Here is a 21,479-nt window from a genome sequence, read left to right as displayed (position 1 = left end):
ACTCTCCGAAAAGGCGAGCGCAGGTTAACGTAATAGCTCGGCAAATTTCGCCAGCCACTGCGGATGCGCAGGCCATGCCGGTGCCGTCACCAGGTTGCCATCGACATACGCCTCATCAATACCGATTTGCGCGAATTCTCCACCGCTAAGTCGTACTTCAGGCGCACAGGCCGGGTAGGCGCTACAGGTTCGCCCCTTCAAAACCCCAGCGGCTGCCAGCAGCTGCGGGCCGTGGCACACGGCGGCAATGGGCTTGTTCGCCGCATCAAAATCCTGTACCAGCGTGATAACCGACTCATACAAGCGCAAATATTCCGGCGCGCGTCCGCCGGGGATCAGCAGCGCGTCATAATCTGCCTCATTCACGCTGGCAAAATCGGCGTTGAGCACAAAACGGTGGCCGGGTTTCTCGCTGTAGGTCTGGGCGTCGTCAAAATCATGAATGGCCGTCATGATGTAGTCGCCTTTAGGCTTATCCGGACAAACCGCGTCCACCTGATGACCAATCATCTGCAGTGCCTGAAAAGGTACCATGGTTTCATAATCTTCCGCGTAATCACCCACCAGCATCAGTATTCTTTTGCCTGCCATAACCTCTCCTCATTGAGTAAAGATGTTTAAGATATAGCCTGTCTGAGGTGGCTTTGCGACCCGTAAACCGCGTGCTGCGTCACGGATAGGGTGATGAGTGGGGAAGTGGGGGTGAGGATGCGGACAAGAGCAGCCCCATTTTCACTCAGGCGCCTTCACTTGCGTAGGTAGCGGCGATGCTATACCTGGCGAACGGAATGGCGTAGAGGAGAGAGTTCAGGCCAGCGAATATCAATCTTATATGCTGGCCTATCTTGAGGATGCGGATCGCTAGCGGTCGATTTACCGCTTCGTACTGGCTCGTAACTGTAACGTTGAAGGCAGCTCAATGGTTTTTTCTGGTGGGTTGCCCGCCAGTAAATCGAGGAGCGTTTGCCCCGCCAACGTCCCGGTTTCACTCCACGGAAACTCCACGGCAGTGAGCGCAGGCGAGCAGACGGCGGCGAGCATACCGCCGCTCAGGCTCGCCACGGCCAGCGTATCGGGGACTTTTACCCCGGCACCGTGGCAGGCCATAATGCAGCCACAGGCAATTTCATCAGAAGTACAAATCAGCGCATCCAGTTCAGGCCAGGTGATACGAATATCCCCCAACAGGTTTAAACCGGTCGTAATGCCAGGCGGCAGATGCGACGTCACCACGCGATGCGGGGAGTGGTTAATTGAGAGCATGGCGCTGTTCCAGCCGCTCAGCACCTGGCGGAACATGATGTTATTGGACGCGGTACAGAGCAGGCCGATGTTTTTATAGCCACTTTTCGCAAGCGAAGTCACCAGCTTTTTAATGGCTGCGGCGTAGTCAACGCCAATGCTGACCCAACTGGCATCGCGGTTAATCGCGCCAATTTCGACCACAGGTACGCCGGTGTTGATAAGCATCTGCGAACAACTACTGATGTTATCAATATTGAACTGGACAATCGCCGCCGGGTTATAGGCGAGCATCTGCGCAAACGCTTTTTCTTCGCTCTGGCCCCCCTGTCCGGACTCAATAAACATCATGCTGAAGCCTTGCGTAGACAATACGGTCTGCAGCGTTTCGGAGACGGCAAGAAAACCGGGGGAAGAGAAGGTGGGTACAACGCCCATGACCAGGCTGGAATCGGCAGAGGCGAGATTACGAGCCTGTAGGTTTGGTACATAGCCTAATTCGCTCACCGCGGCTTCAATGCGGGAGCGCAGCTCTGGGTTTACTTTTTCAGGCATTCGTAACGCACGCGACACGGTCATCGTGCTAACACCGACCAGTTTTGCCACTTCGGCAAGCGTAATCTTACCGGTGTTTTTTCTGCGTTTTTCTCTCGCACCGTCATCCGTTTGTAGCGTCTGCACTGATGTCCTCCTTCAGCTTGTCTGGGCACCCATTGTAATAGATGTTTAGCGTTTTGCGCATTGCCCAACTGCAAAGTAATGATAAGTATGGGTAATAAAGTTAGCGTTAACAAGAATTTTAACATTGCTATCATGTTAGCGCTAACTTTGCGATATGGATCACGGTAAGCCGTAAAGGCATTCCACTATAGTAGGCCCACTTTCAACGCTCTCGGGGTATTTATGATTACGACCTGGCTACCTGTAGAAAATATCCAGATTGTGGATTCAGTCAGTGACTGGAAGCAGGCCATTACGCTGTCGGCACAACCTTTATTGGTGAAAGGTGCGATTACTGAAGATTATATTAACGCGATTTTTAACAGCCATCAGGAACTCGGCCCTTATTATGTTTTAGCACCCGGCCTGGCAATGCCACATGCACGCCCGGAGCAGGGGGCGATTAAAAATGGTTTGTCACTTTTACATATTAAACAAGGTGTCTCTTTTGACGCTGATGAGAATGACCCTATCTATGTTGTGATTATGTTGTGCGCACTTTCAGGCGAAGAACACATCAACATGATTACGGCACTGGCAGAGATTTTTAGTGATGATGAACGTCTCTCAGCACTGCTGAAAGCATCATCAATGGAAGCAATTCAAAGCGTTATCAACGGATAATGAGGTAAAGATGAAAAAGGTTCTGATTGTTTGCGGTAATGGTTTAGGCAGCAGCTTCATTGTTGAAATGAACGTTAAAAAAATCCTCAAAGAGTTGAATAAAGACGCAGAGGTTTCCCATACAGACCTTACGTCGGCGAAAAGCGAAACTGCCGACATTATCCTTAGCGCGAAAGATATCGCTGAACATCTGTCCAGTCATTCCGCGAAGGTCTTTGGTCTGTCTAATCTGCTGGACAACAATAAAATTAAAGAAATTCTCTCTGAGAATATCTGATTAATTATTTGCGGCCCTACGGAGCTATTCTATGCTGCAGTTTATTATTCATGATGTGTTGGGTACGCCAGCAATTCTGGTCGGTCTGTTTTCCCTGATTGGCTTATTATTGCAGAAGAAAGCATTTTCCGATGTTATTTCCGGAACCCTCAAAACAATTATGGGTTTTGTGATATTAACATCCGGCGCGGCGATTATCGCCACGACCTTGACCACGTTTAGCCAGCTGTTTGAGCATTCGTTCCATATTCAGGGCGTGGTGCCAAACACTGACGCCATGGCGGCGCTGGCGCAGAAAAACTACGGTACTGCGACGGCGATGATTATGGTGCTGGGGATGCTGTTTAACATCGTTCTCGCCCGTATTACGCCGCTGAAGTACATCTTCCTGACCGGGCACCACACGCTTTACATGTCGGCAATGCTGGCCGTTATTCTCTCCGTCGGCGGTTTGTCGCCGTTCTGGGTAGTGCTGGTTGGCGCGGTGATCCTCGGCATCATGATGGTAGTCTCTCCGGCCATCCTGCAGCCATTCACCCGGAAAATCACCGGCACCGATGACCTGGCGCTGGGCCACTTTGGCTCAACCGGCTATCTGCTGTCGGCGTGGGTGGGGAAAGTGGTCGGTAAGGGCAGCCCGTCGATTGAAGAGCTGAAGGTACCGAAGTCGCTGAACTTCCTGCGTGACTCGTCGGTCGCTATCTCGCTGACGATGATGATCCTGTTCGTAATCCTGGTGTTGGTAGCCGGTAAAGAATTCGTGGAAACCAGCGTTAGCGGCGGTCAGAACTTCATTATCTTCGCCATCATTCAGTCGCTGACCTTTGCTGCCGGCGTGTGGATTATCCTGGCGGGCGTACGCATGATTATTGCCGAAATCGTCCCTGCCTTTAAAGGTATCGCAGACAAACTGGTGAAAGACGCCAAACCGGCACTGGACTGCCCAACGGTCTTCCCATTCGCGCCAAACGCCGTCATTGTCGGCTTCCTGTCGAGCTTTGCCGCAGGCCTGGTGAGTATGTTCCTGTGCCCACTGTTTGGTTTAAGCGTCATCGTTCCAGGCCTGGTCCCGCACTTCTTCTGCGGCGCAACGGCGGGGGTTTACGGCAACATCTGCGGCGGTCGACGCGGGGCGATTATTGGTGCTTTCGCACAGGGTCTGCTGATTTCGTTCTTACCGGCCATTTTGCTGCCGCTGATGGGGGATTTGGGCTTTGCGTCCACCACCTTTGGCGATGCGGACTTCGGCGTGGTAGGCATCATTCTTGGGCATGTAGTGGCGCTCTTTAACTAATTGATTCTAGTGAGGTGAGGTATGGCGGCTAAATTTTCGCCTTCGTTAATGTGCATGGATTTAACGCAGTTCAGAGAACAAATCACGGCCATGAACGGCCGGGCAGACTTCTACCACGTCGATATTATGGACGGTAGCTATGTGAAGAACATCACGCTGTCACCGTTCTTTATCGAAAACCTGAAAAAGATAACCGATGTGCCGATTGACGTGCACCTGATGGTTAACCATCCGGAAGACATTATTCCGATGTGTATTGATGCCGGTGCCGACATCATTAGCTTCCACCCGGAGACGGCGAATAACAAAATCTTCCGTCTGCTGAACCAGATTAAAGATGCTGGTCGTCGCTGCGGCGTGGTGCTGAACCCGGCAACTCCGGCGGATGCTATCAAAGAGTACGCGCATCTGCTGGATAAAGTGACGGTAATGTCGGTTGACCCAGGCTACGCGGGGCAGAAGTTTATCCCGGAATCGCTCAACAAAATCAAACAGCTGATTGCGATGCGTGAAGCGAATGGGTACCACTACCTGACCGAGATTGACGGCTCCTGCAACGAAAAAACTTTCAACGTCATTTCCCAGTCCGGGGTCGATGTGTTCATCGTCGGTACTTCAGGCCTGTTCTCGCTGGCGGAAAACGTCAGCGATGCCTGGGATAAAATGATCGATATCTACCAGCGCGAAGTCGCTGCCTAAAATTGCAGCGCGCTCAGCCGTATTGAGCATTAGCGATGCGCAAAGAGTCTATTTAACCGGTCCCGTCTCTTTGCGCTCCCGCCTGATCATTACGGTTGAGGGCGCTGTAACCTCTTTCTCTCTGGAGTTCCCCTCATGATGACTCGTCGCACGCTTGCGAATGCTTTGCGCATGCTTTCTGTTGATGGTGTACAAAAATCGAATTCCGGTCACCCGGGTGCCCCTATGGGTATGGCTGACATTGCCGAAGTCCTGTGGCGTGATTTTCTGAACCATAACCCACAGAACCCGTCCTGGGCTGACCGTGACCGCTTTGTGCTGTCCAATGGTCACGGCTCCATGCTGATTTATAGCCTGCTGCACCTCACCGGCTACGACCTGCCTATCGAAGAACTGAAAAACTTCCGTCAGCTGCACTCCAAAACCCCAGGCCACCCGGAAGTGGGTTACACCGCAGGTGTTGAAACCACGACTGGCCCACTGGGTCAGGGTATTGCGAACGCTGTCGGTATGGCTATCGCAGAAAAAACGCTGGCGGCGCAGTTCAACCGTCCGGGTCACGACATCGTTGACCACTTCACCTATGCGTTCATGGGCGACGGCTGCATGATGGAAGGCATTTCTCACGAAGTGTGCTCCCTGGCAGGTACCCTGAAGCTGGGCAAACTGATTGCGTTCTACGATGACAACGGCATCTCCATCGACGGCCACGTTGAAGGCTGGTTCACCGATGACACCGCTAAACGTTTCGAAGCCTACCACTGGCACGTGATCCGTGACATCGACGGCCACGATCCAGAAGCGATTAAACGTGCCGTAGAAGAAGCGCGTAAAGTCACCGACAAGCCATCCCTGCTGATGTGCAAAACCGTTATCGGTTTCGGTTCACCAAACAAAGCGGGTACTCACGACTCTCACGGCGCACCGCTGGGTGAAGCCGAAGTGGCGCTGACCCGCGAAAAACTGGGCTGGAAATACGGTCCGTTTGAAATCCCGGCTGACATCTATGCACAGTGGAATGCGAAAGCTGCAGGCCAGGTCAAAGAAGCCGCCTGGAACGACAAGTTCGCCGCTTATGCGAAAGCTTTCCCGCAGGAAGCCGCAGAGTTCACCCGCCGTATGAAAGGTGACATGCCGTCTGACTTCGACGCGAAGGCGAACGAATTCATCGCTAAGCTGCAGGCTAACCCGGCGAAAATCGCCAGCCGTAAAGCGTCTCAGAACGCGATTGAAGCCTTCGGTCCATGGCTTCCTGAATTCCTTGGCGGCTCCGCTGACCTGGCACCGTCTAACCTGACCATCTGGTCCGGCTCTAAGGCGATTAACGAAGACATCGCGGGTAACTATATCCATTACGGCGTGCGCGAATTTGGTATGACCGCAATTGCCAACGGTATTTCGCTGCACGGTGGCTTCCTGCCGTACACCTCGACCTTCCTGATGTTCGTTGAATATGCCCGTAACGCGGTGCGTATGGCGGCGCTGATGAAGAAACGCCAGGTGATGGTCTACACCCACGACTCTATCGGTCTGGGCGAAGATGGCCCAACTCACCAGCCGGTAGAGCAGATTGCCTCCCTGCGCGTGACCCCGAACATGAGCACCTGGCGCCCATGTGACCAGGTTGAATCTGCGATAGCGTGGAAATACGGCGTAGAGCGTCACGACGGCCCAACCGCGCTGATCCTCTCCCGTCAGAACCTGGCGCAACAGGACCGTACCGAAGTGCAGCTGGCGAACGTGGCGCGTGGTGGTTACGTGCTGAAAGACAGCGATGGCCAGCCGCAGATCATCCTGATTGCGACCGGTTCCGAAGTTGAGCTGGCCGTTGCCGCTTACGAAAAACTGACCGCTGAAGGCGTGAAGGCGCGCGTGGTATCCATGCCGTCTACTGACGCCTTCGACAAACAGGACGCGGCTTACCGTGAATCCGTACTGCCGAAAGCGGTATCTGCGCGCGTGGCAATCGAAGCGGGCATCGCCGACTACTGGTTCAAATACGTGGGCCTGAACGGTGCTATCGTTGGCATGACCACCTTCGGTGAGTCTGCGCCAGCGGATCTGCTGTTCAACGCGTTCGGCTTCACCGTAGAAAACGTGCTGGAGAAGGCGAGAGCGCTGTTGTAATTCGTTTTTACCGCACATCAACCCGGCCGCGCGCAGCAACGCCGGGTTATCTATTTCACCTGCCAGTACGGCGGAGAGCCAAATTTTTCTACATAGTAATCAATCACCGCACGCACGTTCAGCGGCGGGTGGCGGGCGTTTGGATAGAGTGCCGCAATTTGCTGCGTATCGGTATGAATCGCCGCATCAACATCTGCTAATAGCTTAATCAGCGTGCCGTTTTTCAGACAGTCACCGATAAGCCAGTCAGGAAACAGCACCAGCCCCATTCCCCCAAGTGCGGCAGACAGCAGCGCGTCGGCGTTATTGGAAACCAGCCTCGGCGACAGCGGGTAGTGGACCCATGGTGCTTCACCTTGCTTCAACAACCAGCGGTTAGGGCCTGACGAACCTTTATAAACCAAACACGCGTGTTGATGGATATCGGCCGGCGATTGCGGTGCGCCGTGCTGACGAAGATAGGCGGGCGAGGCGGCCAGATGGTAATGCTGATTGCCAAACACCCGGGCGTGAAACGCCGAGTCGGTCAAAGCGCCGATGCGAAAAATAACGTCGGTAGCCTCCCGATGCGGGTCGACAAAATCATCGGTCAGCGTCAGCTCAACCTGCAATGCGGGGTAGCGTTCGATGAGCCCGACAAGGGCGGGAGCGATGTGCCGTTGGCCAAAAAAGACCGGTGCATTGATGCGCACCGTGCCAGACGGTGAGGCGGCACGGCTCTGCAACGTCTCTTTTGCTTGCTCAAGTTCATCGGCAATGGCACGGACATGGTCAATCAGCTGCCGCGCGGCTTCTGTTGGGATAACCGAACGCGTATTGCGATAAAACAACTGCTGACCGATAGCCTCTTCAAACTGCTGCATGGTGCGCGAAATCATCGATGCCGAGACCCCTTCTTTGCGGGCGACAACGGAAAAACTTTGCGCATCGTACACCGCAATAAAGAACATCAGGGTGCGGATATTTACCGCGCTGAGATCGAACATTAATGCAAATCCTGAAAAAGTGTTTCTCTACTTATACCATTTTTAAGGCAATCAAAATCGACTATCTTCACCCGCCTTAACGATGGGAGGGTATTGATGCAACTGTTATTGATTGCGTTGGTGATAGCCGGCGGTATGGGGCTGTCGATTGAGGCCGGTATTCTGGGGCCGCTCGGCGGGGAAGTGGGTGATTTATGGGCGACGTTCAGCATTTTCGGCGTCGGGGCGGCGCTGACGTTTTTACTGATGCTGTTTTTCAGTCCGCGTTCGGGGCCCTCATTTTTTACCCAGCCGGGCTGGACGTTATTGGGTGGGGTGCTCGGGCCGATATACGTGGTGATCCTCACGGTGGCGGCGCCGATTATTGGCGTGGCAATGACCATGATAGGTGTGCTGGCGGGGCAGGTTTTTAAAAGCCTGTTGATTGATCATTACGGCCTGTTTGGCACGCCGCATCGTAAAATCAACGTCCAGCGTCTGTACGCGTTGGGGTTTATTCTGGCGGCGCTGCTGCTGGTGGCAAGAGGGTAAATGATGATAGTTATTATGATGCTATTGGCGGTATTGGGCGGCGCGACGCTGAGCGTTCAGGCGGCAATTAACGGTCGGCTGGGCAGCCAGGTGGGCGTTCTGAAAAGCGCATTCCTGACCTTCTCGGTGGGGGCGCTGGTAACGGCACTGCTGATTTTCTATTTCGAGCCGGTGCAGGCGGTGACGTTACTGGACGTGCCAAAATGGCAGCTGATGGGGGCGATGCTCGGCGTTCCGTACATTGTGATTATGGTCGTGGCGGTACAGCGAATTGGTACCGGCATCGCCACGGTGGCGGTTATTTTCGGCCAACTGGCCATGAGTATGCTGATTGACCACTTTGGCTGGCTGGGCAACTCGTCTATTCACTTCACCTATACCCGTCTGGGCGCGGTGATTTGCTTAGGCATTGCGCTCTATTTTATCTATTCAAGCAGCAAGGTGACGCCGGTAACTACCTGAAAAAACGGCCTGTAAAGTAACAGGCCGTTGTGCTGGTGATTGTTCGACACGAGCCTGCATAGCTGCCGGATAACGATTGTCCATCATCTTAATCGCATCCAACGACACGTGTCGCTCGGCAGGCTTCAGGCCTGCCGCTTTTTACCTGACGAAATATCCCGACGTAGCGTGGCAGGGGCGTTCGGGTCGCCGGTCAGCGGCAGGTTATTCAGCATGACTTCAATGTCTTCCGCAGGTACTGGGTCGGAGAACCAGAAGCCCTGGAGGGCATCGCAGCCAAGTCCGCTGAGGATCCGCTGTTGTTCCTGGGTCTCTATACCTTCGGCCACGACATCCATATTCATCGAGTGGGCGATGTTGATGATAGTGGAGACAATTCGGACGTGTTTGCTGTTTTCGCGCATATCCTTCATAAAGCTTTTATCGATTTTAAGTTCCCCCGCCGGGAGATCCTGCAGCGCCAGCATGTTGGAGTAGCCCACGCCAAAGTTATCGATGGAAATGGTGATCCCGATGCGACAGAAATCGTTAAATATCTGCACGCTGCGGTCAAAGCCGTGAAGCGCGGTGGTTTCCGCAAGCTCAATGGTCAGGCGAGTCGGGGAAACGTGATGGCGTACCAGCGCATCGCAGACGCGTTCATAAAAGTTCTGCTGTTCAAACTGCACCGGAGAGATATTCAGCGAAACCGTCCAATCGTCATGCCCTGACAGACTCCATTGGTGCAACTGTTGACAGGCCTGGTCCACAATCCAGTTACCGACCGGGACAATAAGCCCCGTGTTCTGTAGCGTAGGCAGGAAAACCTCGGGCAGCAGGATGCCTTTTTTCGGATGCCGCCAGCGCAGAAGAGCTTCAAAGCCGTAAATGCGCTGTTCTTTGACGTGATATTTGGGCTGATACCACAGTTCAAATTGACCGCGATCCAGCGCCTGGGTCAGATCCTGCAGGAAATGCGCTCCTTGCCAGGTGCTGTCGAGCATCGATTCATGATAGAAGACCCAACCATTGCGACCGCTGTGCTTCACATGATACATCGCCGTGTCTGCGGACAGCTTCAGTTCCTGAGGCGTTTCGCCGTGGCCGGGATAAAGGCTTATCCCTACGCTTAAAGAGATTTGCAGGATTTGCCCGGAGTGATAAAACGGACGACGAATACTCTCCACCATACGGGTGCAAATATCGGCAATTTCCGCTTCATTACAGTCTGGAGCCAGTAGAATAAACTCATCCCCACCGATACGCGCGAGCGTCATTTTTGGATTAATGCAGGCGCTCATGCGGTTTGCAACGGACACCAGTAGGTTATCGCCAACATGGTGGCCCCAGGCATCGTTAATTAACTTAAAACGGTCGAGATCCATCAGCACCAGCGCGAAAGTGCTGCCGGCCAGGCGCGATTGATGCAGGCAGGCCAGCAGCCGCATATCAATCTGGCTGCGGTTCGCAAGCCCCGTCAGCCCGTCGAAGCGCGCCTGTTGCTCCAGCTGTTGATTTAGGCGCTGTAAATTCTCCGTCAGGCGCGTAGTGCGCACCTGCGAATCCACCATGGAAATCATCAGCATCAGTCCCAGCAGAAGCAGCGTAGTGACCGATACCCAGATAGAAAGCCCCTCTTCGCTGACCATGGCGTCGTGGTTCATCATCATATGACCATCGCCGGTGAAGGTGGCGGCGCTCATGCCGGTGTAGTGCATAGCGGCGATGGCAATACCCATGGCGAGCGCCGCGCCGACGCGGGACAGCAGCACGCCTTTACTGTTAAGGCGCAGACTGAAAGCCAGCCAAAGGGCTACGCACGATGCCACGATAGCAATGATCACCGAGGCGATAATCAGCGGAATGCTCCAGGTGATTTCGTCGTGGGCCATCAGCGCCGCCATGCCGACATAGTGCATGGTCACGACCCCGGAACTGAGCAGGGCAGTAGCAATACAGAGGCGTTTTAGTGATAACGTATTGCCTGCAACCGCAATATTAATAGCCAATGAAGAGGCAATAATCGCGGCTAACAGGGAAATAACCGTGAGCTCAAGGTGATAGCTCATCGGCATCGGCATTTTCATTGCCAGCATGCCGATAAAGTGCATTGACCAAATACCAATGCCCAGCGTTGCGCCGCCGGTAATACGCCAGAAGATGGCCGCCTTTTTATTAGAAGCCGCTATTTTTGCAGCACTATCAAGCGCAACGAAAGACGCAATGAAGGCCACCAGAAATGAAATACCGACTAGTATCGGGTCCCACGAAGCGTGCAGCATCATGCAATCCATACCTTTTCATAAACGTGATTTAATTAATCTATCAGTAAATTCCTAATTTTACACAATGAAAAAACACTTATCAGACGCTCTTTTTTCGCCATTGGATATTATTAAGCATGGCTAACGAATAATGAAATGCCAGTAAATGTTAAGCCTTGCTTTTTTATATTGTTCTTATTTTATGGCGGCTTAACTGTCGGTGTGATTTTTGACTTTGCTAGTTTAACTTTGGTTGGTTGAAAAAACTGCAAAAAGCAAAACTGGCGTTGCTAACAATTAAACTACTTAAAAACATAGAAATAGTCTGAAAAATGCAACTTCTGGTGATATAACAAAATGACACAGCAGGAGTTGGGGAATAGATTATGTTTAAAAACATTAGCGTCCGAACTTTTATCCTGGTATTTATTCTGGCGGTTTTTATTATTGCAGATGTGATCTGTTTAATATTATCAAAGAATATATTCTTGCATTTGGCCGTCAATATCGTATGGGTGGCGGCACTAGGGTTGCTCTGGATTTATATGACGAAATATCTCGTCACCCCGATTAACGCGGTCAAACGCAGCATCGATGAGGTTAATGATGGAAATTTGTCGGTTCGTATTCCTATATTCGGCAATAACTGCGCGGGGCGCTTAATTCCGGGTATCAATAGCTTATCGAATAATATATCAACGCTGGTGGCAGAGATTCGCACTTCGTCTGATTCCGCGATGTCGCTATCTGAACAGTTGGCTAACCGCAGTGCGGAACTGGCGGTCAAAACCGAAGAGCAATCGGCAACGCTTCAGCAAACGGCTGCCAGCATGGAAGAGATTGCGGCAAGTACTAAAAATAACGCCGAGCATACCCGACTGGCCAGCGAGCGAGCGGGAGATGCCACCCAGTGCGCCCGCAAAGGCGGTGCGCTGATGGGCGAAGTGGCGAACAATATGCAGTCGATCACCGACTGCGCTCGCCAGATGACGGAAATCATCGCCATGATCGATGGCATTGCATTCCAGACCAATATTCTGGCACTGAACGCAGCGGTAGAGGCTGCCCGTGCCGGCGATCATGGTAAAGGATTCTCGGTGGTGGCGGGCGAAGTGCGTAATCTGGCGCATCGCAGCGCCGAGGCGGCGAAAAGTATTAAGACCTTGATTAGCGTCACCAGCGATAACGTGACGCAAGGGGCGAATATTGTCGCCGAAGCCGAGAAGAATATGCAGGATATTGTCGCCGGGTCTGGCGAGCTCAACAGCCTGATGGAGCAGATTGCCGTCTCAACCAATGAGCAGGAGAAGGGGATTGACCAGATCACTCAGGCGCTGACGGAGCTGGAGAGCGTGACCCAGAGTAATGGGATGGTGGTTGAGGAGCTGGCGCGATCGTCTGATGTTCTGAAGCATCAGGTGATTGAGTTGCAGTCGCGGACGCAGAACTTCCGTATTGGTGGGGAACCACGGGCGGTGGATGCACCGGCGGTGGGGGCGTTGCAGCCCGCGGTGGCCGGGAGCCATGATAAGGATTTTTGGCAGTCGTTTTAACGCCTCAATCCCTGAAGCGTTCCCTGTAGGCCGGATAAGCGAAGCGCCATCCGGCAGTCTGTAGCACATTGCCGGATGGCGCTTCGCTTATCCGGCCTACAACTGCAAGGCAGTACGAACCCAATCACCACTACCTTCTACCTTTTATGAACAATTTCAGCGCGATGGCACATGCTCTTATTGCTTAACAAAAGCAGATAGCTAGACTATCAGGATGAATAGTCGTGACCGGAGGCGAAGTGGAAGCCATAAAGGGATCAGAACTGAACGTACCTGATGCGGTATTTGCGTGGTTACTCGACGGCCAGGGCGGAGTCAGACCCCTGACCAACGACGAAACCGTCAGCAAAGAGAACCCGTGCTGGCTGCATATGAATTACACCCATCCCGACAGCGCCGAATGGCTGGCAACAACGCCGCTGCTACCCCAAACGGTACGCGATGCGCTTGCTGGCGAAAGCCTGCGACCGCGCGTGAGCCGGTTAGGTGAAGGCACGTTGATAACGCTGCGCTGCATTAACGGCAGTACTGACGAACGCCCTGACCAACTGGTGGCGATGCGTCTCTATATAGATGAACGCATGATTGTCTCGACGCGGCAGAGAAAGGTGCTGGCGCTGGATGATGTGGTGAGCGATCTACAGGAGGGCAGCGGCCCAACGGATTGCGGCTCCTGGCTGGTGGACGTTTGCGATGCGCTGACCGATCACGCCAGCGAGTTTATCGAACAGCTACACGATAAAATTATCGACCTCGAAGACAATCTGCTTGAGCAGGAGGTGCCGCCGCGTGGCTTTCTGGCGCTGCTGCGCAAACAGCTTATCGTGATGCGCCGTTATATGGCGCCGCAGCGGGATGTGTACGCGCGCTTGTCCAGTGAACGGCTCTCGTGGATGACGGACGATCAGCGTCGCCGGATGCAGGACATTGCAGACAGACTTGGCCGCGGGCTGGATGAGATTGATGGCTGTATCGCCCGCACCGCGGTGATGACCGACGAAATCGCGCAAATGATGCAAGAGTCGCTTTCGCGCCGGACCTACACGATGTCGCTGATGGCCATGGTGTTCTTACCCAGCACTTTCCTGACCGGACTATTCGGCGTCAACCTGGGGGGTATTCCCGGCGGCGGTTCGCATCTGGGCTTCTCCCTCTTTTGTATTATGCTGGTCGTACTCATTGGTGGTGTTACGTGGTGGTTACACCGCAGTAACTGGTTGTAAAAAATCACCTTTTATATTCTGTCAGGTGACGATAACGCAACTTAATTTGAGCGAGGTCAATAAACCAGCGCTCCAATCGAGGCAATATCGTTCCTGCAGGTGAATGCAACGTCAAGCGATGGGCGTTGCGCTCCATATTGTCTTACTTCCTTTTTTTGAATTACTGCATAGCACAATTGATTCGTACGACGCCGGCTTAGAATAGTCGGCTTTTTTTTATCTTTTTTTCCGCTACCCTGGCTACACTCGTTGATTAGTTGTCGCATCCCGCGGCGAGATCTGCGAGGATACGCGCCTGCTGAACGTCAGCCCCTAATTCGTGAGAACTACACCGTGACCGCTTTTGCCTCCCTGAATATCCTCCCCGCATCCCAGCTCGAAAACCTTAACGACCTGGGCTATCTCTCTATGACCCCGGTACAGGCGGCAGCGCTGCCAGCCATCCTTGCTGGAAAGGATGTGCGGGTACAGGCAAAAACCGGTAGCGGCAAAACGGCAGCATTTGGTCTGGGCCTGTTGCAACATGTGGACGCGGGTTTGTATCAGACGCAATCGCTGGTGCTGTGCCCAACCCGTGAACTGGCAGACCAGGTCGCCGGGGAAATTCGTCGTCTGGCGCGTTTCCTGCCAAACATTAAAGTGCTCACGCTGTGCGGCGGCCAGCCGTTCGGTGCGCAGCGCGACTCGTTGCAGCACGCGCCGCATATTATTGTGGCGACCCCAGGGCGTCTGCTGGATCACCTGCAAAAAGGCACCGTTTCTCTGGATGCGCTGCAAACGCTGGTGATGGACGAAGCGGACCGTATGCTTGATATGGGCTTTAGCGACGCCATCGATGAAGTGATTCGCTTTGCGCCAGCCTCTCGCCAGACGCTGCTGTTTTCCGCCACCTGGCCGGATGCCATCGCGGCGATCAGCGGCCGTGTACAACGCTCGCCGGAAACCATCGAAATTGATTCCGTGGACGCGCTGCCAGCCGTTGAGCAGCAATTCTTCGACGTGCCGCGCCACGGCAAAATCGCCCTGTTGCAGCAACTGCTGAGTCAGCATCAACCGGCGTCCTGCGTGGTGTTCTGTAACACCAAAAAAGATTGCCAGGCAGTCTATGAAGAGCTGAATGCCGCGGGCCAGAGCACCATAGTACTGCACGGTGATCTCGAGCAGCGCGACCGCGACCAGACGCTGGTGCGTTTTGCAAACGGCAGCGCACGTATTCTGGTCGCCACCGACGTTGCCGCACGTGGTCTGGACATTAAATCGCTGGCGATGGTGGTGAACTACGAACTGGCGTGGGACCCGGAAGTTCACGTACACCGCATTGGTCGTACCGCGCGTGCCGGTAACAGCGGGTTGGCAATCAGCTTCTGTGCACCAGAAGAGGCTCAGCGCGCCAATATTCTTGCTGAAATGCTGCAGATCAAACTCAACTGGATGGCTGAGCCGGGTAAAGCGCGTATTGTGCCGCTGGAGCCAGAAATGATGACGCTGTGCATCGATGGCGGTAAGAAAGCCAAAATGCGCGCCGGTGACGTGCTGGGCGCGTTAACCGGCGACGTTGGGCTGGTTGGGGCGGATATCGGTAAAATCGACGTTCATCCGGCTCACGTTTACGTGGCGGTGCGCGAAGGGGTAGCACATCAGGCGTGGAAACTGCTACAGAAAGGGAAAATCAAAGGCAAGGCGTGCCGGGTGCGTCTGCTGAAATAAGCGCGGAATAATGCGTCTCAGGCACAGACCTGAGACGCGGCAATCGTATTACTTCACTTCAACCACGTTCAGACGCAGCTCATCTAACTGACCGTCTTCTTCTTCTGGCTGCCAGCCTACAGGCTGTAACGGCATCTCTTCACGGTCAAATGCCAGGTCTCCGCCGTTAATGACTTCACCGCCGTGGGTCAGACTTTTGAAATCAAACAGGTTGATATCGCTCAGGTGCGATGGCACCACGTTCTGCATGGCGCTGAACATGGTCTCAATACGGCCTGGATAACGTTTGTCCCAGTCGCGCAGCATGTCCGCAATCACCTGACGCTGCAGGTTTGGCTGCGAGCCGCACAGGTTACATGGAATGATTGGGAACCCTTTGGCTTCAGAGAAACGCTCGATATCTTTTTCGCGGCAGTAGGCCAGTGGGCGAATAACGATATGTTTGCCGTCGTCGCTCATCAGCTTCGGTGGCATGCCTTTCATTTTGCCGCCGTAGAACATGTTCAGGAACAGCGTCTGCAGGATGTCGTCACGGTGGTGACCGAGTGCGATTTTGGTCGCCCCGAGTTCAGTGGCGGTACGGTACAGAATACCGCGACGCAGGCGAGAGCAGAGCGAGCAGGTAGTTTTGCCTTCCGGGATCTTCTCTTTCACGATGCCGTAGGTGTTCTCTTCGACAATCTTGTACTCAACGCCCAGCTTCTCCAGATACTCTGGCAGAATGTGCTCCGGGAAGCCCGGCTGTTTCTGGTCGAGGTTTACCGCCACCAGACTGAAGCTGATTGGGGCGCTCTGCTGCAGGTTGCGCAGAATTTCCAGCATGGTGTAACTGTCTTTACCACCGGACAGGCAGACCATAATGCGGTCGCCGTCTTCAATCATGTTGAAGTCAGCGATGGCTTCGCCCACGTTACGACGCAGACGCTTCTGTAATTTGTTCAGGTTGTATTTTTCTTTTTGGCTAATTTCTTGATTTTGTTGCATTTAATGGTTACTCAAAAATCTAAATGGAAATTCAGGCCGAACACAGCGTCTTCCCGTCCATTTGATTTGCGATAAAAGACCTGTCTCGCGCTGACCGGTCAAAAGCGAATCAGCGAATGTGTGGCGTGTATGGTACGGATTACGAGGACGAATGTCAGCACGTTTTACAGCGTTGGGCTCACTAAGCCGGTGTGATCCTGCATTGGGCGAGTCTGAAGTGGGGGTAATTGTGGTGGTAGGAAAGAATCGGTAAAAAGGGCTAAATAGGTAAAAGGCCCATGTAAAATAATGGGCCTGTCCAATAATATTATTGGCAACTTTATTATTTAATGAAAATCATCAGGCGTGATGAGTCTCAATTCAAAATAATGAAAAGTCCGAATATTATGTGGTTATCGCGTATTGACGTTTTTCAGGAGAATCTAAATTCTCCGGCGCTTGCTATCAGAAGAGATAGTTAACGTTCAGCGTAGTAGTGCTGTATGACGTGTTGAAGTCACGAGCACCATATGTTGGATAGTTCGGGTCATCCATATAAACGGAAGATGTACCTAAATCAACATAAGTATACTCAAGACCTGCAGATAAATTATCGGTAACACGGTATTGAATACCCGCACCAACGTTCAGACCAGCGGCAATATTGGATGTACTGGAGTTGAATTCTTGATCACAGCCATTTGTTTTTGAGGCGTTGCCGGCGTGGCAACCCATCGAGAAATCTTCTTTAGCGATGGTCACACCAGCCTTAACATATGGCAGGAAACGATCAAAAGCATAGCCCATCAGCATGTCGACGGAACCGTTCAGTTTGATATTCACGGAGCCGTTATACGGGTCATACTGATTGTGCTCACTGTTTTTGAAAGCATCACCCATATCAGACAGGTTCAGGTTCGCTGCCACACCCAGCACGATATTATTATCAAACTGCCAGTTATGACCGACCTGGATACCACCGACTACGCCATCAATGGAATCACCCCAGGAGTTACTGTTTCCTTCATCGCGACTATGACCAGAACCATAACCCAGGTTGCCCCCAACATAAAAACCGGTCCACTGGTCAAGATGATTAGATGCCGCGAAAGTAGAACAGGAGACCATTAATGCAGAGACAAGTAACGCACGTTTCATTTCAGTACCTATTAAGTAAATTAATCTAGCCCGGGTATTATTCTAGGTATGAGTTTTAATGCAATTAATAGTTTTATTAAGTTCAATCTCAATTAATAATAAATGTTGCAAAATCGCAATATGTCATAGGATTCATATTTTAAATTTATATCATTTAATTCAATAATAAATTAAAGCCAAAGGGGTGGGCAATAAACTGATTATGAGTTATGAATGATTGGGCCGAATGGCCTATTGCTGTTTTAATTAAGCGGGGAACCCTAAACGCAAAGGTAAACGGAACCCGAAACAGAGGGTAAATCAGCGGACAGATGCAATGAAACTGATTCGCCTGCGGAGTGAAAATTCGCTATTATCCCGGCTTCACCGCTATGCAGGTCACCTGATGTCTACGATTGTTGATACCTTTGTCGCTCCCCCTTGTTCCGCTGAGATAGCGATCCTGTATCAGGACGAACATTTGCTGCTGATTAATAAACCTGCCGGGTTACTGAGCCTGTCGGGAAAGCATCCCCAGAATCTTGATTCAGTGCACTATCGGCTCGTGCAGCAGTTTCCCGGCTGTACGCTGGTTCACCGCCTGGATTTCGGGACTTCCGGGCTGATGGTGGTGGCACGCAACAAAGCGATGAATGCCGCACTCTGTCAGCAGTTCAGCGAGCGCAGCGTCCGTAAGGGTTACAGCGCGCTGCTCTGCGGCCATCTCGAGCGGGATGAAGGCGTTATTGATGCTGCGATTGCCAAAGATCCTGCGCTTTTCCCTCGCATGTCGATTTGCCCGGTTAACGGGAAACCGGCGCGTTCGCGCTACCGTGTCGTTGAGCGTTTTTACCTGCGAGGGGAAGGGGACGCAGACCTGCCGGTCACCCGGGTTGAACTGACGCCCGAGACCGGAAGAACCCACCAACTGCGTATTCACTGCCAACTGTTGGGGCACCCCATTTTAGGCTGTGACCTTTATGGCGGCATGAAGATGCCGGGAGCCGAACATGCATCCCGACTGATGCTCCACGCCAGCAGGCTTCAGTTTGTGCATCCGGTAAGCGGCGACAAGATCAATACGCATAACGCCAGCCCGTTCTAAATAAAAAAAGCCCGTCAGGGCTTTTTTTGTGAGGGGTCAAGAAAGGCTTGAATTACCACATCAGATCGTCAGGAATTTTAAAATCAGCATAAGGATCGTCCTCATCCTGGACCTCCTGACTGAGTGCGCTGTGCAGGACAATGCTGCTCTCATCGCGCTGGGCGATTTTGTCTGCGACAACGGCGGGAATAATGGCGTATTCACTTTCGCCGTTGCTGAGCGTTGCCAGACGTGCGATAGCCAGACGGCCATTAATCAGCTGGGTCTGGGTCAGCTTATCCACCGTGAGCTTTTTGATGAGGTTACCGTCGGTAAAGTTGAAGCCAATATCGCCTTTACCTGGGATGACCCGGTTCATCTCGATCAACTGCTTAACCTGGGCTTTATACTCTTTAGATAACACGGCCTGCTTTTGCTGCTCGCTGAGCAGTTTATCGCGCTCAAGCTGCGCCTTCTTATTTTCTTCGACCGCTTCTCTTGCTTCACGAGCCTGAATGCGTGATTTTTTCGCCGTACGCTGAACCTTCGCCACCTTTTTGCTGGTGACTAATCCCGCTTTTAGCATCTGCTCTTGTAAGGTCAGTTTTGTCATTTTCGCTTCTGAATTTGATGAATAATAATGAGGATTATACCTATAATTTTTGTCACGATGCCAGATTATAGCTGCGCACTACGAGGTAGCTGCCGAACCGATTGGCATTTTGCGCCTTTAATGCCCGGTAATTCATTGTGGTGATGAATACAAGGTCGCATAATAGCGGCCAACCTCCGCAGGTGCGGGGTTAAGCGCCAGCTTTTTCTGGTGATGAAGGAAACACAATGGAAAGGCGTAACTTTCTGAAAGGTGCTGCGGCACTCTCCACCCTTGGGCTGGTGAGCCCGGTTTTTGCAAAAACCGAAGCTGTTGCTAAGCCTGCCGTCTCATCTTCAGGCAAATCCCGCCGTTTTGTTATGACCCAGACCTACAGCCTTAAGGCCCCTGAGGGTTCTTCCGGCAAGGTTAATTTGTGGATCCCCATCCCGGAAGATACCGCTTTCCAGCAGCTGCTTGACCTCTCTTTTAGCGGTAATTACCAGAGTGCTACCCTCAATGCGAATAACCGTTACGGCGCGAAAGTGCTCTTTGTGACCTGGCCTGCCTCTGGCGGCCCGCTGGAGATCAAAGTGGAAATGGAAATTGAGACCCGTGATTGGGAAGTGCTGAAAGAAAACCGTCTTGCCGACTGGCAACTGCCGGTGGAAGGCGTCGTTATCCCAGACGAAATCAAACCATTCCTGCAGGCAACCCCGCATATTCCGGTAGATGGTCTGGTGAAAGAAACCGCGCTGAAAATTATCGGCAGCGAAAAAGCGCCGCTGAAGCAGGCGCGCCTGATTCATGACTGGGTGAGTACGCATATGCATCGCGATGATGCGGTGATTGGCTGCGGTACCGGCGATGTGGGTGAAATCCTGAAAACCGGCAAACTGGGCGGTAAATGTACCGATATTAACTCGGTGTTTGTCGCGCTGTGCCGCGCGGTTGGCATCCCGGCGCGCGAAATGTTCGGTATCCGCCTGGGCGCGAGCCGTAAGCTCGATGGCTACTCCAAAAAAGCGTTCGGCAGCGCCGATGCGCAGGGCGTGGCGAAAGTCAGCGGTGGTCAGCACTGCCGCGCGATGTTCTGGCTGGCAGGTTTTGGCTGGATGCCCGCTGATCCCGCGGATGTGACCAAAATGCGCCTGACCGAGAAAAAAGAGAACGGTGACCCGGCGGTGACGGCGGTGAACGACTATCTGTTCGGTAACTGGGAAATGAACTGGGTGGGCTTTAACCACGCGCGTGATTTCGCGCTGTCGCCAGCGGCTGAACAGGGTGACGTTAACAACCTGGGCTATCCGTATGCGGAAGTCGATGGCGACCCGCTGAATTTCTACGATCCTGCGCTCTTTAGCTACGACTATGTCAGCGTCGAACAGCATTAAGGGTGGCGTACTGACGCTGCTGGCGGCGATTGTCGCCGCTGGCGCATCAACGCTTTGCTGCATTGGTCCTTTGCTGTACCTGCTGTTTGGTATCTCTGCGGCAGGGCTGGTGGGGATCCCCGGTGCCTCCTGGCTGCAGATCCCGATGATTGTGGTGGCGGTAGGTCTGATGGCGCGGGGCTTCTGGCGTCTGCATTTGTCGTCGAAGCCGGTATGTGTCAACGTGGTGAGCCGTCGGGTGCTGGTGTGGCTCTACTGGTTGTCGGTACCGCTGGTGCTGGCGCTTATCACCTATCCTTATGTTCTGCCCTGGATTTGGGAGTGGATGGAATGAAAAAAGCAGTTTGCCTGGCGTTGATGCTCTTCACGCCGTTAGGCTGGGCCGCCGATAAGCTGGTGACCATTGATATTGGCGAGATGAACTGCCCGCTGTGCGTAATTTCGATTAACCAGGCGCTGCGGACGACCGACGGCGTTATCAAGGCGAAAGCGTCGCTGAAAACGCGTCAGGCTGAAGTAGTGGTGCCGGAGAATTTCGATAACCAGCAGCTGCTGGCGGCGATTGCCAAAACCGGGTTTAAAGGTGAGATTCACGGAGAAAGCGCGGTGCAGTGAAATTGT

General features: G+C 52.9%; 21 protein-coding genes and 1 pseudogene. 14 read left to right on the top strand and 8 right to left on the bottom strand.

The features are described 5' to 3' along the window. Window positions 1–24 precede the first annotated feature (24 nt). On the bottom strand, window positions 25–591 hold the full coding sequence (locus tag ACH1XZ_RS06565) for a DJ-1/PfpI family protein (RefSeq protein WP_395594872.1): 567 nt from the start codon (window positions 589–591) through the stop codon (window positions 25–27). Window positions 592–873: 282 nt separating this feature from the next. Next, on the bottom strand, window positions 874–1,923 hold the full coding sequence (locus ACH1XZ_RS06560; protein WP_395594871.1) for a LacI family DNA-binding transcriptional regulator: 1,050 nt from the start codon (window positions 1,921–1,923) through the stop codon (window positions 874–876). A 222-nt stretch (window positions 1,924–2,145) separates the two neighbouring features. Between ACH1XZ_RS06560 and ACH1XZ_RS06555 the strand changes: the two genes are divergently transcribed. The 5 genes from ACH1XZ_RS06555 (at window position 2,146) to tkt (ending at window position 6,983) form a co-directional block, all read left to right on the top strand. Continuing rightward, window positions 2,146–2,586 (top strand): PTS sugar transporter subunit IIA, encoded by a 441-nt coding sequence (locus ACH1XZ_RS06555; protein WP_395594870.1) that lies wholly within the window; start codon window positions 2,146–2,148, stop codon window positions 2,584–2,586. A gap of 10 nt (window positions 2,587–2,596) precedes the next feature. After that, window positions 2,597–2,863, top strand: coding sequence for a PTS sugar transporter subunit IIB (locus ACH1XZ_RS06550; RefSeq protein WP_035894009.1), 267 nt, complete (start codon window positions 2,597–2,599; stop codon window positions 2,861–2,863). 31 nt (window positions 2,864–2,894) lie between these two features. Further along, window positions 2,895–4,157 (top strand): PTS ascorbate transporter subunit IIC, encoded by a 1,263-nt coding sequence (locus ACH1XZ_RS06545; RefSeq protein WP_395594869.1) that lies wholly within the window; start codon window positions 2,895–2,897, stop codon window positions 4,155–4,157. 21 nt (window positions 4,158–4,178) lie between these two features. Next, window positions 4,179–4,856, top strand: coding sequence for a D-allulose 6-phosphate 3-epimerase (gene alsE / locus ACH1XZ_RS06540; RefSeq protein WP_123650479.1), 678 nt, complete (start codon window positions 4,179–4,181; stop codon window positions 4,854–4,856). 135 nt (window positions 4,857–4,991) lie between these two features. Then, window positions 4,992–6,983 carry a transketolase gene (gene tkt, locus ACH1XZ_RS06535; RefSeq protein ID WP_395594868.1) on the top strand — a complete coding sequence of 664 codons (1,992 nt, stop codon included), beginning with the start codon at window positions 4,992–4,994 and terminating at the stop codon, window positions 6,981–6,983. Between the two features lie 50 nt (window positions 6,984–7,033). Here tkt and ACH1XZ_RS06530 read toward each other — a convergent pair whose 3' ends face one another. Beyond that, a complete protein-coding gene (locus ACH1XZ_RS06530) occupies window positions 7,034–7,969 on the bottom strand; it encodes a LysR family transcriptional regulator (RefSeq protein WP_395594867.1) in 936 nt (311 codons plus the stop codon). A 96-nt stretch (window positions 7,970–8,065) separates the two neighbouring features. Between ACH1XZ_RS06530 and ACH1XZ_RS06525 the strand changes: the two genes are divergently transcribed. Beyond that, window positions 8,066–8,500: a DMT family transporter gene (locus ACH1XZ_RS06525; protein WP_395594866.1), complete on the top strand. Its 435-nt coding sequence runs from the start codon at window positions 8,066–8,068 to the stop codon at window positions 8,498–8,500. Between the two features lie 3 nt (window positions 8,501–8,503). Further along, window positions 8,504–8,962 (top strand): DMT family transporter, encoded by a 459-nt coding sequence (locus tag ACH1XZ_RS06520; protein ID WP_395595563.1) that lies wholly within the window; start codon window positions 8,504–8,506, stop codon window positions 8,960–8,962. A 125-nt stretch (window positions 8,963–9,087) separates the two neighbouring features. Here ACH1XZ_RS06520 and ACH1XZ_RS06515 read toward each other — a convergent pair whose 3' ends face one another. Continuing rightward, a complete protein-coding gene (locus ACH1XZ_RS06515; protein ID WP_459253851.1) occupies window positions 9,088–11,223 on the bottom strand; it encodes a putative bifunctional diguanylate cyclase/phosphodiesterase in 2,136 nt (711 codons plus the stop codon). A gap of 368 nt (window positions 11,224–11,591) precedes the next feature. On the opposite strand from ACH1XZ_RS06515, the gene ACH1XZ_RS06510 reads away from it, so the two are divergent. The 3 genes from ACH1XZ_RS06510 (at window position 11,592) to dbpA (ending at window position 15,688) form a co-directional block, all read left to right on the top strand. Then, window positions 11,592–12,758 (top strand): methyl-accepting chemotaxis protein, encoded by a 1,167-nt coding sequence (locus tag ACH1XZ_RS06510; RefSeq protein ID WP_395594864.1) that lies wholly within the window; start codon window positions 11,592–11,594, stop codon window positions 12,756–12,758. 239 nt (window positions 12,759–12,997) lie between these two features. Beyond that, window positions 12,998–13,981, top strand: coding sequence for a zinc transporter ZntB (gene zntB, locus ACH1XZ_RS06505; RefSeq protein WP_395595562.1), 984 nt, complete (start codon window positions 12,998–13,000; stop codon window positions 13,979–13,981). Between the two features lie 333 nt (window positions 13,982–14,314). After that, on the top strand, window positions 14,315–15,688 hold the full coding sequence (gene dbpA / locus ACH1XZ_RS06500) for an ATP-dependent RNA helicase DbpA (RefSeq protein WP_331387971.1): 1,374 nt from the start codon (window positions 14,315–14,317) through the stop codon (window positions 15,686–15,688). A gap of 48 nt (window positions 15,689–15,736) precedes the next feature. Here dbpA and ttcA read toward each other — a convergent pair whose 3' ends face one another. The 3 genes and pseudogenes from ttcA to ACH1XZ_RS06485 form a co-directional block, all read right to left on the bottom strand. Continuing rightward, window positions 15,737–16,672, bottom strand: coding sequence for a tRNA 2-thiocytidine(32) synthetase TtcA (gene ttcA / locus ACH1XZ_RS06495; protein WP_035895287.1), 936 nt, complete (start codon window positions 16,670–16,672; stop codon window positions 15,737–15,739). 46 nt (window positions 16,673–16,718) lie between these two features. Then, a pseudogene (locus ACH1XZ_RS06490) lies at window positions 16,719–16,843 on the bottom strand (hypothetical protein); the annotation flags it as partial. A 273-nt stretch (window positions 16,844–17,116) separates the two neighbouring features. Next, complete coding sequence (locus ACH1XZ_RS06485; protein WP_395594863.1) at window positions 17,117–17,809, bottom strand: outer membrane protein; 693 nt, start codon at window positions 17,807–17,809, stop codon at window positions 17,117–17,119. 385 nt (window positions 17,810–18,194) lie between these two features. Here ACH1XZ_RS06485 and ACH1XZ_RS06480 point away from each other — a divergent pair, with 385 nt between their 5' ends. After that, entirely contained in the window at window positions 18,195–18,893 is a 699-nt protein-coding gene (locus tag ACH1XZ_RS06480; protein WP_395594862.1) for an RluA family pseudouridine synthase, read from the top strand. Window positions 18,894–18,945: 52 nt separating this feature from the next. On the opposite strand, the gene ACH1XZ_RS06475 is transcribed toward ACH1XZ_RS06480, so the two are convergent. Beyond that, complete coding sequence (locus ACH1XZ_RS06475) at window positions 18,946–19,485, bottom strand: DUF2058 domain-containing protein (protein ID WP_395594861.1); 540 nt, start codon at window positions 19,483–19,485, stop codon at window positions 18,946–18,948. A 227-nt stretch (window positions 19,486–19,712) separates the two neighbouring features. On the opposite strand from ACH1XZ_RS06475, the gene ACH1XZ_RS06470 reads away from it, so the two are divergent. From ACH1XZ_RS06470 to ACH1XZ_RS06460, 3 genes are read left to right on the top strand one after another with little or no spacing between them, the layout of a single operon-like run. Further along, the gene (locus tag ACH1XZ_RS06470; RefSeq protein ID WP_395594860.1) at window positions 19,713–20,858 is read left to right on the top strand and encodes a transglutaminase-like domain-containing protein; all 1,146 of its coding nucleotides are present in this window, start codon (window positions 19,713–19,715) and stop codon (window positions 20,856–20,858) included. Continuing rightward, window positions 20,836–21,192: a hypothetical protein gene (locus tag ACH1XZ_RS06465; protein ID WP_395594859.1), complete on the top strand. Its 357-nt coding sequence runs from the start codon at window positions 20,836–20,838 to the stop codon at window positions 21,190–21,192. The genes ACH1XZ_RS06470 and ACH1XZ_RS06465 overlap by 23 nt, the downstream gene beginning before the upstream one ends. After that, complete coding sequence (locus ACH1XZ_RS06460; RefSeq protein WP_035895277.1) at window positions 21,189–21,473, top strand: heavy-metal-associated domain-containing protein; 285 nt, start codon at window positions 21,189–21,191, stop codon at window positions 21,471–21,473. Before ACH1XZ_RS06465 ends, ACH1XZ_RS06460 begins: the two co-directional genes overlap by 4 nt. The last annotated feature ends 6 nt before the right edge of the window (window positions 21,474–21,479 follow it).

Source organism: Kluyvera chengduensis (genome assembly GCF_044197065.1).
Classification (GTDB): domain Bacteria; phylum Pseudomonadota; class Gammaproteobacteria; order Enterobacterales; family Enterobacteriaceae; genus Kluyvera; species Kluyvera ascorbata_C.
This window is presented reverse-complemented; position numbering and strand designations above follow the sequence as displayed.

Coding starts and splice junctions, on each gene's coding strand:
- ACH1XZ_RS06530 (WP_395594867.1), bottom strand. CDS start 7,969: ATGTTCGATCTCAGCGCGGTAAATATCCGCACCCTGATGTTCTTTATT.
- ttcA (WP_035895287.1), bottom strand. CDS start 16,672: ATGCAACAAAATCAAGAAATTAGCCAAAAAGAAAAATACAACCTGAAC.
- ACH1XZ_RS06465 (WP_395594859.1), top strand. CDS start 20,836: ATGTCAGCGTCGAACAGCATTAAGGGTGGCGTACTGACGCTGCTGGCG.
- ACH1XZ_RS06515 (WP_459253851.1), bottom strand. CDS start 11,223: ATGCTGCACGCTTCGTGGGACCCGATACTAGTCGGTATTTCATTTCTG.
- ACH1XZ_RS06475 (WP_395594861.1), bottom strand. CDS start 19,485: ATGACAAAACTGACCTTACAAGAGCAGATGCTAAAAGCGGGATTAGTC.
- ACH1XZ_RS06460 (WP_035895277.1), top strand. CDS start 21,189: ATGAAAAAAGCAGTTTGCCTGGCGTTGATGCTCTTCACGCCGTTAGGC.
- ACH1XZ_RS06470 (WP_395594860.1), top strand. CDS start 19,713: ATGGAAAGGCGTAACTTTCTGAAAGGTGCTGCGGCACTCTCCACCCTT.
- ACH1XZ_RS06525 (WP_395594866.1), top strand. CDS start 8,066: ATGCAACTGTTATTGATTGCGTTGGTGATAGCCGGCGGTATGGGGCTG.
- ACH1XZ_RS06485 (WP_395594863.1), bottom strand. CDS start 17,809: ATGAAACGTGCGTTACTTGTCTCTGCATTAATGGTCTCCTGTTCTACT.
- ACH1XZ_RS06550 (WP_035894009.1), top strand. CDS start 2,597: ATGAAAAAGGTTCTGATTGTTTGCGGTAATGGTTTAGGCAGCAGCTTC.
- tkt (WP_395594868.1), top strand. CDS start 4,992: ATGATGACTCGTCGCACGCTTGCGAATGCTTTGCGCATGCTTTCTGTT.
- alsE (WP_123650479.1), top strand. CDS start 4,179: ATGGCGGCTAAATTTTCGCCTTCGTTAATGTGCATGGATTTAACGCAG.
- ACH1XZ_RS06510 (WP_395594864.1), top strand. CDS start 11,592: ATGTTTAAAAACATTAGCGTCCGAACTTTTATCCTGGTATTTATTCTG.
- ACH1XZ_RS06545 (WP_395594869.1), top strand. CDS start 2,895: ATGCTGCAGTTTATTATTCATGATGTGTTGGGTACGCCAGCAATTCTG.
- ACH1XZ_RS06520 (WP_395595563.1), top strand. CDS start 8,504: ATGATAGTTATTATGATGCTATTGGCGGTATTGGGCGGCGCGACGCTG.
- ACH1XZ_RS06565 (WP_395594872.1), bottom strand. CDS start 591: ATGGCAGGCAAAAGAATACTGATGCTGGTGGGTGATTACGCGGAAGAT.
- ACH1XZ_RS06555 (WP_395594870.1), top strand. CDS start 2,146: ATGATTACGACCTGGCTACCTGTAGAAAATATCCAGATTGTGGATTCA.
- ACH1XZ_RS06480 (WP_395594862.1), top strand. CDS start 18,195: ATGTCTACGATTGTTGATACCTTTGTCGCTCCCCCTTGTTCCGCTGAG.